The sequence below is a fragment of the Calothrix sp. FACHB-168 genome (assembly GCF_963889195.1).
Lineage (GTDB): Bacteria > Cyanobacteriota > Cyanobacteriia > Cyanobacteriales > Nostocaceae > Aulosira > Aulosira anomala_A.
Genome location: NZ_CAWPNJ010000031.1, coordinates 48,437 through 62,703 on the forward strand (window position 1 = coordinate 48,437; position 14,267 = coordinate 62,703).

Here is a 14,267-nt window from a genome sequence, read left to right on the forward strand (position 1 = left end):
CATGCCCAATGCCCCATGCCCAATGCCCCATGCCCAATGCCCAATTAATATGGAACCACTCTCCGCTACTATCGGCTTTATTGTTGGCTTAATTGGCTTTATTGCTAGTACAGTACAAGTGCTGGACTATATAGAAAAACGTCGCGAAAAGCAGCAAGCTGATACTCAACAAGCAAATCAGCCAAATCCCCAGCTAAAACCTGCAACTTCCCATCGCGTTGATTGGGGGGAAGCTGTTGATGTGTCGGTGTTTTATGGACGGGTGGATGAACTGACGCAGCTGGAAACATGGGTAGTAGAACAACGTTGTCGGGTGGTGGCGCTGTTGGGAATGGGGGGAATTGGCAAAACTTCTCTTTCTATTAAACTGGCGCAAAAAATTCAGGGGGAATTTGATTATGTGATTTGGCGGAGTTTGCGCAATGCGCCACCGATACAAGATATTCTGGCAGATTTAATTAAGTTTCTCTCTCATCAACAACAAACTGATTTACCCCAAGATGTGGGGGAAAGAATTTCTTTATTAATTGATTATCTCCGCAGTTCGCGTTGTCTGGTAATTCTCGATAATGCAGAGTCAATTTTTCAATCGGGTGCTTTGGCTTATCGCGGTGGTTATGAAGCTTATGGCGAACTTATTAGAAGAATTGGCGGAACGAATCATCAAAGTTGTTTAATTCTTACAAGTCGTGAAAAACCTCCAGAAGTAGCAGCTTCGGAAGGGGAAACTCTCCCGGTACGCGCTTTACAACTCACGGGGTTAAAAGCGGTAGATGGGGAAGAAATTTTTCACACTCAGGGACTATCAGGAACGCCAACAGAACAAGTTAAATTAATCGAATTTTATAAAGGTCATCCTTTAGCTTTAAAAATTATCTCAACGACGATTAAAGAATTATTTGATAGTAGTATTGCTGCTTTTTTAGCTCAGGATACGGTAGTTTTTGGAGGAATTCGCCAACTTTTAGATCAGCAATCTCAGCGCCTTTCTGATTTAGAAACAGAGGTGATGTACTGGCTAGCAATTAATCGCGAACCTGTGGGAATTGGGGAACTAAAAGAAGATATTGTCAATTTACCTTCTCAATCTAATTTAGTGGAAGCGTTGCAATCATTGGCGAGAAGGTCATTAATCGAAAAAAGTAATGCTTTATTTACCCTGCAACCGGTGGTAATGGAATATGCCAGCGATCGCCTAATTGCGGAAATCTGTGAAAATATAGTTAATGGGGAAATTACTACTTGTAATCGCTATGCTTTAATGAAAGCAACGGCGAAAGATTATATCCGGGAAGCGCAAATTCGGCTGATAGTTAAACCACTGGTGGAACGGTTGCTGAATTTATTGGGTAGTAATAAAAAAGTTGTCGGTAAATTAACAGAACTTATCTCAACGTTACAAACTAAATTTTCCCATCAACCGGGGTATGTTGGCGGGAATATTATTAATTTACTCTGTTATCTGCAAACAGATTTAAGTAATTATGATTTCTCTAATCTGACAATTTGGCAAGCTTATCTGAAAGGGGAAAATTTACAGCAAGTAAAATTAATTAATGCGACTTTTGAACGTTCAGTTTTTACCGATATTCTCGCGACTATTTTCTCTGTCGCCTTTAGCCCCAATGGTAAGATTTTAGCTACAGGCGATGCTAACGGCGAAATTCGGCTATGGCAAATTGATGACGGTCAACCGATTTTAACTTTTAAAGGTCACACAGGCTTTGTTCGTTCCGTCGCCTTTAGTCCTGACGGACAAACTTTAGCCAGTGGCAGTGTTGACAAAACTATCAAACTATGGTCAGTAAATGATGGTAAATGCATTCAAACTTTACAAGGTCACAGCGATCGCGTAGAGTCAGTAGCATATAGTCCCAACGGTCAGCTGATAGTTAGCGGTAGTTACGACCAAAATCTGCGAATATGGTCAGCGAATACGGGACAATGTGTACAAATTTTCCAAGGACATAGTAACGAAATTTGGTCAGTTGCTTTTAGTCCCGATAGTCAAACTGTCGCCAGTGCCAGTTACGACCAAACCGTGCGATTATGGTCAATGAGCGATGGTAAATGCTTGCAAGTTCTGTATGGACATACAGATAAACTGCGGTCAGTCGCCTTTAGTCCCGACGGTCAAATGTTAGCCAGTGCCAGTTATGACCAAACTGTGAGAATATGGTCAGTTAATAACGGTCAATGCTTGCAAATATTGCAAGGACATAGCGATCGCGTCTTAGCAGTTAGATTTAGTCCAGATAATCAAACCGTAGTTAGTAGTAGTTACGACCAAAGCGTGAGATTATGGTCAGTCAATAACGGTGAATGTTTGCAAATATTGCAAGGACATAGCGATCGCGTTTGGGCTGTTGCCTTTAGTCCTGATGGTAAAATCTTAGCCAGTGCAGGTTATGACCAAACAGTAAGATTGTGGTCAGTCAGTGGTGGTGAATGTATTAAAGTATTTCAAGGTTATATTAACGGTGTCGAGTCAGTCGCCTTTAGTCCCGATGGTCAAACCTTAGCCAGTGGTGGTTTTGACCAAAAAGTCAGACTATGGTCTATTGTTAACAATCAATGTCGGAGAACCTTAGACGCTCATACTCAGCAAGTCAGGTCAGTAGCATTTAGTCCTAATGGAGAAATTTTAGCTAGTTGCAGCCACGACCGCACAATTAGATTATGGTCTGTCAAAGATGGTAAATCTCTCCATATTTTAGCCGAACATCAGCATAAAGTCCGTTCCATCGCCTTTAGTCCCGATAGCCAAATTTTAGCTAGTGGTAGTCACGACAGCACAATTAGATTATGGTCTGTCAGCACAGGTAAATGTTTGCATGTTTTACAAGAAAACGCCAATCAAGTTTGGTCAGTCGCCTTCAGTCCCGACGGACAAATTTTAGCCAGTGCCGGTTACGATCGAGAAGTGCGGTTATGGTCAGTAAACAATCGCCAATATCTCAGAATATTACAAGGACACACCGGACAAGTCGGCCCCATAGCATTTAGTCCCGACGGAAAACTTTTAGCCAGTGGCGGAAACGACCAAATAATTAGACTATGGTCAGTAAATGATGGTGAATGCGTGAAAATTCTCCAAGGACATAGTAACTGGATTTGGTCAGTTGCCTTTAGTCCCGACGGAAAAATTTTAGCCAGTGGCGGTGACGACCAAACAGTAAAATTATGGTCAGTGGATGAAGGTAAATGTATAAGTACCTTACCCGCACATATTAACCGAGTTTGGTCTGTGGCATTTCATCCTGATGGTAATACCTTAGCCAGTGGTAGCGGCGACGGCACGATAAAATTATGGAATGTGAATACAGGTGAATGTCTCCAGGTTTTGCAAGTTGAAAGACCTTATGAAGGAATGAACATCACCGGAATTACAGGTTTAACTCCCGCACAGGTAGCGACATTAAAGGCTTTAGGTGCGGTGGAGAGTTAGGGATTAACGCGGAGAAGAATAGGCGATCGCATTTTGGCATTAAGATAAAAATAGCCTCTGTCTTAGCTTTGTCACCCGCCTTGGAATAAATTCCAAGGCTAATAGCCCAAGTCTACTAAAGTAGACTCAAGATTTGAGAATATTTAGTCATCTTCAGATGACTTTGGCTATTAGCAAGGAACTTAAGTTCCTTGCGGTAAGCGGGTTTAGCTTTACGTTGACAAGTATGAGCAATGCCTTGCCCCTACAATTTGTGATATAATCGCGTCCGGTATTTGAATGAGAAACGCCATAATTAAGAAAAACAGTCTTTGATATAGATGAATGAGGAAAATAACCTCATTCACGAGGAAAATAACCTCATTCACGAGGAAAATAACCTCGTCAACGAGCAAAATAACCTCATTAATGAGCAAAATAACCTCGTGAATGGGAATTTAATATAGGCGATCGCACAATTTTTGCTAAATTCATAGTCAGCACTTCAGTATTTCTCAGCCCAGGACTAAATTCCTGACTACAAAATCGTTAAAGCCTAGCGTATAAGAAAAGCGATCGCATTACATAACTCGGTTCCTAATAAAGAGACATCCAATTTTTTAAATACCCAAATAAATTTGTAGCGCGAGCATCTTGCTCGCTGGTGTTCAAAAGCGAGCAAGATGCTCGCACTAAGAAATATGGGTAATTTATTTTTTGTAAGTCCCGAAATCTGACTGCGATGCTTAAATTTAATAGAAATTACCCGTTACTTGTAACAAATCAGTAACAAATTTGACTTAATTAGCTTAAAAATTCTATATTAAAAATAGTTTGTGTCGCTCATCGACACCACTCACCAGAACCTTGAAAACCGCATAACTTCGTTGACTGGTGTCGATTGCTTGCACAGCCAAGTTTCCAGGCTGTGAAATGCATTAATTATTGATAATTTCTCTGGCTTATTGACATTAAAAAAAGTGGTGTCGATTGGTGGGTCTAAAACTCTCTCCGCGCAAGGCTTCCAGAAGTGAACTCTTTACACTTACCTCGCCCCGCAAGGGGATGGAAACGTTGAACATGATGCATAGAATTTTCTGGTCATGCTCACTTTACACTTACCTCGCCCCGCAAGGGGATGGAAACAGTTGGTTATTAACAACTATCTCAGAAATTCCTTTACACTTACCTCGCCCCGCAAGGGGATGGAAACAGAAACAGTACCTCCAAGTGAAACTCCGTTTCCTTTACACTTACCTCGCCCCGCAAGGGGATGGAAACGCAGTAGCGATTTGCTCTTGCTGCTGCTTTTGTTGAGCCTTTACACTTACCTCGCCCCGCAAGGGGATGGAAACTCAATGCAACAAGAAATCGCATTATCACACCACACCCTTTACACTTACCTCGCCCCGCAAGGGGATGGAAACTTTGAAGTTTGTCCATTATATACATTACGGACAAACAACTTTACACTTACCTCGCCCCGCAAGGGGATGGAAACAGCAAGGTTTCTTTGGGTCGCTGTTTCAGAGACTACACTTTACACTTACCTCGCCCCGCAAGGGGATGGAAACTTTGAGAGTACTGATTAAGAGAATGGTTCAATTGGCTTTACACTTACCTCGCCCCGCAAGGGGATGGAAACGCAAGAGGGCATTAAAAACCCGATACTGAATTACTGGCTTTACACTTACCTCGCCCCGCAAGGGGATGGAAACGAAACGGAACGGACTTGCGCGATCACTTCGTTAGACTTTACACTTACCTCGCCCCGCAAGGGGATGGAAACAATGAGCTAGATATAATCCAGCTACCGGACGTAAACTTTACACTTACCTCGCCCCGCAAGGGGATGGAAACTCGCTACCCGGACGTTTAGCCAGAACAAACTGACCTTTCCACTTACCTCGCCCCGCAAGGGGATGGAAACATGAACCTACACCAATAATAGAGAGAGCGATTTAAATTCCTTTCCAATTACCTCACCCGGAAAGGATGTATCTGGTAATTGATCGATAAGACTCCTGGCTGATCCCGAAATCCCGCCGTCACCCTAGAAGGGTGCGGCTAATCGAACAAAGCCCACCTTTGTGGGCTAAAAAATTCAGTCCACGTAGGTGGGCTTGGTAGCTGTAGCCCCAGGCTTCTAGCCTGCGGGCGTTATTTCGGGTAAGCTTTTATTTCTAACTCCCCAAGAGCGATCGCATTTGATAAATTGAGTATCTACTTTAAAGCAAAAAGAGCGATCGCATTCTTCCCCCTCTGCTCCCTGCCCCCTGCCCCCTGCCCCCCTGCTTTCATCCCAAGCTCAGTCTAAAGAAAGATCCTGGTTTGGTGGAATTCGGATTAAATAGAAAAAACCGTGTACGCCTACGGGTAAAGGGAAATGAAGCGCGACTCTACTGGTAAGTTTGTCAGGAATTGGGAATTAGAAAGCAAACAACGGGTTAGTGTCACGCTTACCAGTACAGCATGGCGATCGCTCGATGCAGCAGCACAAAAGCAAGGAATTTCGCGATCGGAATTGATTGAAGGCTTTGCGCGGAGCTTGGGAACTGAGGAACAGCCAGATTTCCTAGAAATACAAGCTACTGCGGAAAATCCTGGATTACAAGAATGCATCGCTAATTTAGAGCAGCAAATTCAGCATTTAGAGACTTTAGTAGAAAATACACCAGATACTATCGCCCGCATCGCTGCACAGGAAAGTGAACGAAAGGTGATTGCTATCCTGGAAAGTATTACCGATGCTTTTGTGGCTTTTGATTGTGATTGGCGCTACACCTATATCAATCAAGCCGCAGCGAATATTTTACACCAATCGCCAGAGGAACTCCTTGGGAAAAATGTTTGGCATGAGGTATTTCCCGAACTTGTCGATGGTATTGCTTATCAAGCGATGCATCGCGCCGTCGCTCAACAACTTCCGGTTTCTTGGGAAGAATATGGCGAACCTGTGGGGCGGTGGTTAGAAGTTCATGCTTATCCTTCTGCTGAGGGTGTAGCGGTATATTTTCGCGATATCACAGAACGCAAACAAGCGGAAGCCGAACGCGATCGCTTAATTCAAGAGTTGGAAATTGAACATGGGCGGTTTGCAGCAGTTTTGCGTCAGTTACCCACTGGGGTGCTGATTGCGGATGCAGCGACGGGTACATTAGTTCTTGCTAACGAACAAGCCAAGCAAATTGTCGGCTATAGCTATGAAGAATCCCTAGAACTGGAAGAATACGTCCCCCTTACTCCCTTTGTCGCCTTTGGTAGGGATGGAGAAATGTATGCGCCTGATGATTATCCTTTAGCGCGATCGCTCCGCACTGGTGAAGTCATTTCTAATGAAGAATTAGCACTGCAAAATGATGGTAAGCAAACTGTTATTAGTGTTAATTCCGCACCAATTCTCAATAGCGAAAATCAAATTGTCGCAGCAGTCGCCATATTTCAAGATATCACCGAGCGCAAGCAAATTGAAACCGCCCTCAGACAGCAAACTGAAGCTTTAGAGAATCAGCATAAATGGTTAGAGACTGTGTTGGATTTAATGCCAACGGCAACGGTATTTGTAGAACCAGTTACAGGAAAAATCAGCTTTGCTAATCGGATTGCTGACGAATTAGCTGGTGGTGAAATCCCGAAAAACAAAGTTTTTGATGAGTATATTGATACCTATTACTGCACCGATGCCAATGGCGAACCTATACCCAGAGAAAAAATGCCGTTGGTGTTGTTAGCAACAGGAAAACATCTGCAAAATTATCAAATCAACTGGCATACACCAGGGGGTATTCGCTCTACACTGTGCTGGGGAGAAACTTTACCTGCAATGTATGGATATCCGGAAACGGGTATTTGCATGTTTCAAGATGTAACGCATCTTAAACAGATTGAAGAAAATCTGCGGCAAACAGAAGAACGCTTGCAACTGGCTTTATCTTCCGCCCAGATAGTCGCCTGGGATATGGATTTAGTCAACAATCGTGTAGTCTGTTCCCTCAATTCAGTTTGTGCTTGGGGCTTGGAAGCCAGCACAATTGAGGAATTTGTCGCCAAAATTCATCCAGAGGATCGCCAGCAAGTTTTGCAAGCAGCCGAAAAAGCCGCCGCAGGCGAAAGGATTTATCAGCAAGAATACCGGGTAATTACTCCCGATGGTACAGTGCGCTGGCTAAATAGCCAAGGTAGAGTTTACCTGGATGCAACAGGCAGGGGAGCGCGGATGATTGGCGTTTCCGTGGATATTACAGAACGTCAACAACTGCTGGAGGCATTACAACACAAAGAGAAACAACAGGAATTTTTAATTCAATTAAATGAAGCTATTCGCGCCATTGTTGAGCCAAAGGAAATTATGTGGCAGGTGGTATGCGCCACTGGGCAACATTTCCAAGTGACGCGCTGTACCTACGGTGAAATTGATTCCACCCAAGAATACCTCATTGTCGATCGCGATTACTGCAACGGCGTCAAAAGTGCCGTTGGTTCTCACCACATGAACTCTTTCGGGCGGGAAATCATTGCCGAACTCAAGCAGGGTAAGACAATTGTCGTAGATGATTTAGCGACAGATCCCCGCACAAGGGGCGCAGGTGCGGCAGCTTTTGCCTATATCGGTATTAAATCTATAGTATGCGTCCCCTTAGTCAAACAAGGTAAGTTTGTCGCCTTATTTGTCTTAGATCATATATCTCCCCGTCACTGGCGAGCGGAAGAAGTGGCGCTGATAGAGCAAATTGCCGAACAAACTTGGTTAGCCGTAGAGCGATCGCGCGCGGAAGAAGCATTGCGGGAAAGTGAGGCGCATTTACAACTGGCGCTGAATTTCGGGCGTATGGGTTCCTGGGATTGGGAAGTGCAAACGGGAGCTTTACACTGGTCAGAAGGACATTTTACCGTGCTAGGGTTGCAACCTTATGAATGTCAACCCGCTTATGAAGTTTGGGCTAGTCGAGTACATCCCGATGATTTAGCTACAGCCGAAGCCACCCTAGAGCAAGCTATGCACCAAAGAAAAGATTACCATCACGAATATCGTTTGCGGTGGACAGATGGCTCAATTCACTGGGTAGAAGCTAGGGGACAGGCTACTTACGATTCCCAGGGAAAACCGAAAAATTCCATTGGCGTAGTCATTGATATTACCGAACGCAAGCAAGCTGAACAAGAAAGAGAACGCTTGCTAGAACGCGAACGCATCGCCAGAATGCAAGTAGAAACCATACAGCGACAATTAGCAACTATTTTTGAAACTTCCCCGGTAGGTATGGGGCTGTTAGATAGCCAGCAGCGATTTATTGCCATTAATGAAGCATTAGCCCAAATAAACGGGTTAACACGGGAACAACATTTAGGATATTCGATTCCTCAGCTATTTGGTGAATCAGATCCCCGATTAGTCGCCGTTTTTGACGAGATTTACAATACAGGTAATCGCTTTATCTCACCTAACTTTGCGGTGAATGTTCCAGCACGCAGCGATCGCTCTCCCGGTTATTACAATGTTTACTATCTGCCCACAACCAACGCTCATCATCAAGTCGAAGATGTTTTGGTGTATGTGGTAGATGTCACAGAACGTGTAAGATTAGAACGCGATCAACGTTTTCTAGGAGAAGCCAGCGCAGTTTTAGCATCTTCTCTCGATTATCAAACTACCCTAGAGCGGGTAGCACAATTAGCAGTACCAGAGTTAGCCGACTGGTGTACAGTCCACATCGTTAAAGAAGATGGTTGCATTGAACAGATTGCTGTCGCCCACGCCGATCCAGGTAAACTGCAATGGGCAGAAGAAATTCGGTGCAAATATCCGTTGAACCCCGACGATCCCAGAGGTGCGGCGTTAACTTTACGTACAGGTGAATCGCAATTAGTCACAGATATTCCCGATGAATTGCTAGTCCAAGCTGCCCGCAATCCCGAACATTTAGAGATTTTGCGCTCTGTGGGCTTTAAAGCTTTTATGTCAGTACCATTACGCACGCAAAACCGAATTTTTGGTGTAATTTCTTTTATATCTGCCGAATCAGGGCAAGTTTATGACCAGGGCAATTTACAATTAGCAGAGGAACTAGCTCACCGTGCATCCTTAGCAATTGATAATGCCCAATTGTACCGCAGGGCGCAGAGCGATCGCGCCAAAGCCGAAGCCACCAATAGAATTAAAGATGAATTTCTCGCCGTACTATCTCACGAATTGCGATCGCCTTTGAATCCGATTTTAGGCTGGACAAAACTCCTCCGCAGTCAGCAGTTAAACCCCGCAAAAATTGATCAAGCCTTAGAAACCATCGAACGCAATGCGAAATTACAAGCCCAATTAATTGAAGATTTACTCGATGTTTCCCGCATTCTTCAAGGGAAAATGTCTTTAAACGTCTCCCCAGTCAATTTAGCTGCAACTATTGAAGCCGCTAATGAAACAGTGAGATTAGCCGCCGAAGCCAAGAATATTCACATCCAAACCATACTTAACCCAATTTCCGGCACAGTTTCCGGCGATACCAACCGTTTACAACAAGTTATCTGGAATTTGTTAGCCAACGCTGTCAAATTCACGCCCCCAGGCGGAGAAGTTGAGGTAGAACTACAACAGGTGGGGATGTATGCACAAATTCAAGTTACAGACACAGGAATTGGTATCAGCCGAGAATTTTTACCTTATGTCTTTGAATACTTCCGCCAAGAAGACGGCGCAACCACCAGAAAATTTGGCGGTTTAGGATTAGGATTAGCAATTGTCCGCCATTTAACAGAACTACACGGGGGAACAGTCTTTGCAGATAGTCCCGGACAGAATATGGGCGCAACATTTACAGTTAAGTTACCCTTAAATGTAGTTGAGTCAGATTTATCTGGCGATGCTAGCAATTTGCAAACTGCGATCGACCTCAACGGTATGCAAATATTAGTTGTGGATGATGATGCAGATATGCGCGACTTAGCAGAATTCATCCTCACCCAAGCTGGCGCACAAGTCACTACAGCCGATTCCGCATTGCAAGTTTTAACTTTATTACAGCAATCGCTCCCAGATTTATTAATATCTGACATCGGTATGCCGGAAATGGATGGCTATTGTCTAATTCGGCAAATTCGACAATACCCACCACAACAGGGAGGAAATCTACCTGCGATCGCACTTTCCGCCTATGCGGGAGAAATCAACCAGCAACAAGCGCTACAAGCCGGATTTCAACAGCATATCCCCAAACCCATCGATCCTGACGAGTTAGTCAGGATAATTGCTTTGTTAATGGGAAATATTACAGAAAGTCGGCAGTAAAGCCCACTCGGTGTTGCTAAATAAGGAGATGATTCAGGCTTACGCGGGGACGCGGGGACACCCAGGGGAACTCCAAAAAATAAATTATCCAACTTGTAGGGGCACGGCATCTACAAACTTTCGGTATTACCGATATTTTATCGGTGCCGTGCCCCTACCCCCGTGGGTATTTTTTTAATTGGAAGTCCCCAGACGAGGGAAAGCAAAGACACCCAGACGCGGGGATACGGCATGGGAAAAGCCTTGTTCCTATAATTTGTGATATAATCACGTCCCACAATTGAATGAAAAACCCTATAGCTAAGAAAAACAGTCTTTGATATAGATGAATGAGGATAAAAGCCTCGTTCACGAGCAAAAAAGCCTCATTAACCAGTATCAAAGACTCGTTCGCGAGCAAAAAAGCCTCATTAACCAGTATCAAAGACTCATTAACCAGTATCAAAGACTCGTTCGCGAGCAAAAAAGCCTCATTAACCAGTATCAAAGACTCGTTCACGAGTAAAAAAGACTCGTTAACCAGTATCAAAGACTCGTTCGCGAGCAAAAAAGACTCATTAACCAGTATTAAAGACTCGTTCGCGAGTAAAAAAGCCTTGTGAATAAGAATTTAATACAAGCGATCGCACAATTTTGACTAACTTCCCAGTCAACACACAGCTTATTTCCCAAACTACAACTGAAAGCCTAGCGTATAAGAAAAGCGATCGCATTACATAACTCGTTTCCTGATGAAGAGACATCCAATTTTTTAAATACCCAAATAAATTTGTAGTGCGAGCATCTTGCTCGCTTTTGAACACCGGCGAGCAAGATGCTCGCACTACGAAATATGGGTAATTTATTTTTTGTAAGTCCCAAAATCTGATTGCGATGCTTAAATTTAACAGAAATCACCCGTTACTTGTAACAAATCAGTCACAAATTTGACTTAATTAGCTCAAAAATTCTATATTAAAAATAGTTTGTGTCGCTCATCGACACCACTCACCAGAACCTTGAAAATCGCATAATTTCGTTAACTGGTGTCGATTGCTTGCACAGCCAAGTTTCCAGGCTGTGAAATGCCTAAATTATTGATAATTTCTCTGGCTTATTGACATTTTAAAAAGTGGTGTAGATTAGGGGGTCTCAAACTCTCTCCCCGCAAGGCTTCCAGAATTGAACTCTTTACACTTACCTCGCCCCGCAAGGGGATGGAAACGTGATGTTAATAACTAGACACTTCCATAAATTTCCTTTACACTTACCTCGCCCCGAAAGGGGATGGAAACATTGCACCTTGAACACGCACGCCATTTTTCTGCATTTCCTTTACACTTACCTCGCCCCGCAAGGGGATGGAAACGAGAATGTCTCTATGGTCTCCAGAATGGGCATGATGCTTTACACTTACCTCGCCCCGCAAGGGGATGGAAACGAAAGGGAGGAGGGCACGGCAATGCCGATGCCCCTACCTTTCGCCGCGCAAGGGGATGGGAACAAAAAAGAACCCCGTGAAGGGATGAAAGATAATTGAAAATTAGAGCGATCGCACCAAAGCCGGTTTATTGTTGAAGTGTTGACTTTTAAACATATCGCAAAAGTCTAACAATAAGCTACCATATCCCCTAATTCCTGTTGGGTCTTTATGTGGGGAGTCGTACAAGTTCAGTATGAGTACAATCGAAGATATCAAAACTCAAAGCGCCAGTCATCTACAAGCGATCGCAGCACAATTTACACTTAAAGGTAAAGTTAGAGATATTCAAGCTTTTGGCAGTGGTAATATTAATGACACTTTTTTAGTTACCTTAGATGGGGAAACTGAACAAAATTTTGTGTTGCAACGCATTAATACACAAGTATTTCGTCAGCCAGAATTGATTATGCATAACATGTGTACTTTCACTGAGCATATTCGCCAACGGCTACAAAAGCAACCACTCAACCGACGCTGGGAAGTACCGCGAGTACTTTTTACCCAAGGTGGAAAAGATAATTGGAAAGATGCTGACGGTGCATTTTGGCGGGCGATTAGTTTTATTAGTAATTCCCAGTCATTTGATACAATGAGCGATCGCGCTCAAGCTGGCGAAGTTGGTTATGCTTTGGGTATGTTCCACAATTTAATCAGCGATTTACCACCGGAAAAACTGGCTGATACTTTAGAAGGGTTTCATATTACGCCGCGTTATTTGGAACAATATAACCAAGTGTTGGCGACAACATCTGTAGAGAGAACAGCCGAGGTAAATTATTGCTTGCAATTTGTGAGCGATCGCCAAAATTTTGTGCATACTTTAGAAGCTGCCAAAGCTACAGGTAAATTACCTCTGCGTTTGATGCATGGCGATCCTAAAATTAATAACGTCATGTTTGATACTGTTACTGCTTTAGCTGTCAGTGTAATTGATTTAGATACCGTTAAACCTGGTTTAGTACATTACGATATTGGCGATTGTTTGCGTTCTGGTTGCAATCCATCGGGTGAAGAAACAGCAGATTGGCAAAGTGTTGTGTTTGATACTGATACCTGTCAAGGGATATTGCAAGGATATCTGTCTGTAGCTAAGGCGTTTCTCACCGAAAATGATTATGTATATATGTATGATGCGATTAGGTTAATAGCTTTTGAATTGGGATTAAGATTTTTTACAGATCATTTAGCAGGGAATGTCTATTTTAAAGTTAAGCATCCAGAACATAACTTAGCTAGAGCGCTAGTACAATTTGCCTTAACCAAAAGCATTGAAACGCAGGAAAGTCAAATTCGCGCCATAATTCAGGATGTGAAATGAGCAATCAATCATTTTCTCTGCAACCTTTTCCCGGTACTGGGCAATTACTTAATATAGAAATTGCCGGTAAAATTGCTCGCAATGGTAATAAACTGGGGATTGAATATACTGTAATTGGTAATATTTCCGAAATTGCCATTGCCAAACCATCACCAACACCATCGCGCAAGCATCAACTGTGGGAAGATACCTGCTTTGAGTTTTTCTTAGGAATGCAGAATTCTCCAGGTTATTGGGAATTTAATCTTTCTCCATCTGGTGATTGGAATGTTTACCGCTTTGATAATTATCGTCAAGGAATGCAAGAGGAAACAGCTTTTTCTGCATTGCCATTTATTGTGCAACAGCAAGGAGATAGTTTACAACTGACTCTAGAATTCGATTTAGATAAAATTATTCCTTTAGAACCAGCTTTAGAAGTTGCGATTACCACTGTAATTAAACGCAGAAATGGCGAGGTAACTTATTGGGCATTGATTCATCAAGGTGCTGAGGCTGACTTTCACCGCAGAGATAGTTTCATTTTGGAATTATGAGCGAAAATGCGATCGCAACGCCACAGCATATCCCATTGGTGTCAACTTAAGGCAAAACCCGCTTGGCGACAACGTTTTGCCCTCACCCCCAGCCCCTCTCCCACCAGGAGAGGGGAGCAAGAGATTTAATTCCCCTTCTCCAGGGGGAGAAGGGGTGAGGGGATGAGGGCGAGGGTTTTTGTACAACACGCGCCGTGTATAGCTTTTAGCTACCTGAGAATTAGTAAACTCAACTTCTCTATATT

General features: G+C 43.4%; 5 protein-coding genes and 1 CRISPR repeat array. Of the genes, 4 read left to right on the forward strand and 1 reads right to left on the reverse strand.

The features are described 5' to 3' along the window. Positions 1-22 precede the first annotated feature (22 nt). Entirely contained in the window at positions 23-3,448 is a 3,426-nt protein-coding gene (locus tag AACW45_RS19765) for a WD40 repeat domain-containing protein (protein WP_242045546.1), read from the forward strand. A 1,016-nt stretch (positions 3,449-4,464) separates the two neighbouring features. After that, positions 4,465-5,357: direct repeats of the CRISPR family, unit length 36 nt; unit sequence CTTTACACTTACCTCGCCCCGCAAGGGGATGGAAAC. Positions 5,358-5,813: 456 nt separating this feature from the next. Beyond that, positions 5,814-10,706: a PAS domain S-box protein gene (locus tag AACW45_RS19770; protein ID WP_190634085.1), complete on the forward strand. Its 4,893-nt coding sequence runs from the start codon at positions 5,814-5,816 to the stop codon at positions 10,704-10,706. Between the two features lie 557 nt (positions 10,707-11,263). Here the strand turns inward: AACW45_RS19770 and AACW45_RS19775 are convergent. Continuing rightward, the gene (locus tag AACW45_RS19775; RefSeq protein WP_190634087.1) at positions 11,264-11,509 is read right to left on the reverse strand and encodes a hypothetical protein; all 246 of its coding nucleotides are present in this window, start codon (positions 11,507-11,509) and stop codon (positions 11,264-11,266) included. A gap of 852 nt (positions 11,510-12,361) precedes the next feature. On the opposite strand from AACW45_RS19775, the gene AACW45_RS19780 reads away from it, so the two are divergent. Both AACW45_RS19780 and AACW45_RS19785 read left to right on the forward strand, forming a co-directional pair. Then, complete coding sequence (locus tag AACW45_RS19780) at positions 12,362-13,486, forward strand: phosphotransferase enzyme family protein (protein WP_190634090.1); 1,125 nt, start codon at positions 12,362-12,364, stop codon at positions 13,484-13,486. Further along, the gene (locus tag AACW45_RS19785) at positions 13,483-14,022 is read left to right on the forward strand and encodes a DOMON-like domain-containing protein (RefSeq protein WP_190634092.1); all 540 of its coding nucleotides are present in this window, start codon (positions 13,483-13,485) and stop codon (positions 14,020-14,022) included. The genes AACW45_RS19780 and AACW45_RS19785 overlap by 4 nt, the downstream gene beginning before the upstream one ends. Positions 14,023-14,267 lie beyond the last annotated feature (245 nt).

What these genes read in the sequence shown, in the direction of transcription:
- AACW45_RS19780 (WP_190634090.1), top strand. Translation starts at nt 12,362, where the DNA reads ATGAGTACAATCGAAGATATCAAAACTCAAAGCGCCAGTCATCTACAA.
- AACW45_RS19765 (WP_242045546.1), top strand. Translation starts at nt 23, where the DNA reads ATGCCCCATGCCCAATGCCCAATTAATATGGAACCACTCTCCGCTACT.
- AACW45_RS19785 (WP_190634092.1), top strand. Translation starts at nt 13,483, where the DNA reads ATGAGCAATCAATCATTTTCTCTGCAACCTTTTCCCGGTACTGGGCAA.
- AACW45_RS19770 (WP_190634085.1), top strand. Translation starts at nt 5,814, where the DNA reads ATGAAGCGCGACTCTACTGGTAAGTTTGTCAGGAATTGGGAATTAGAA.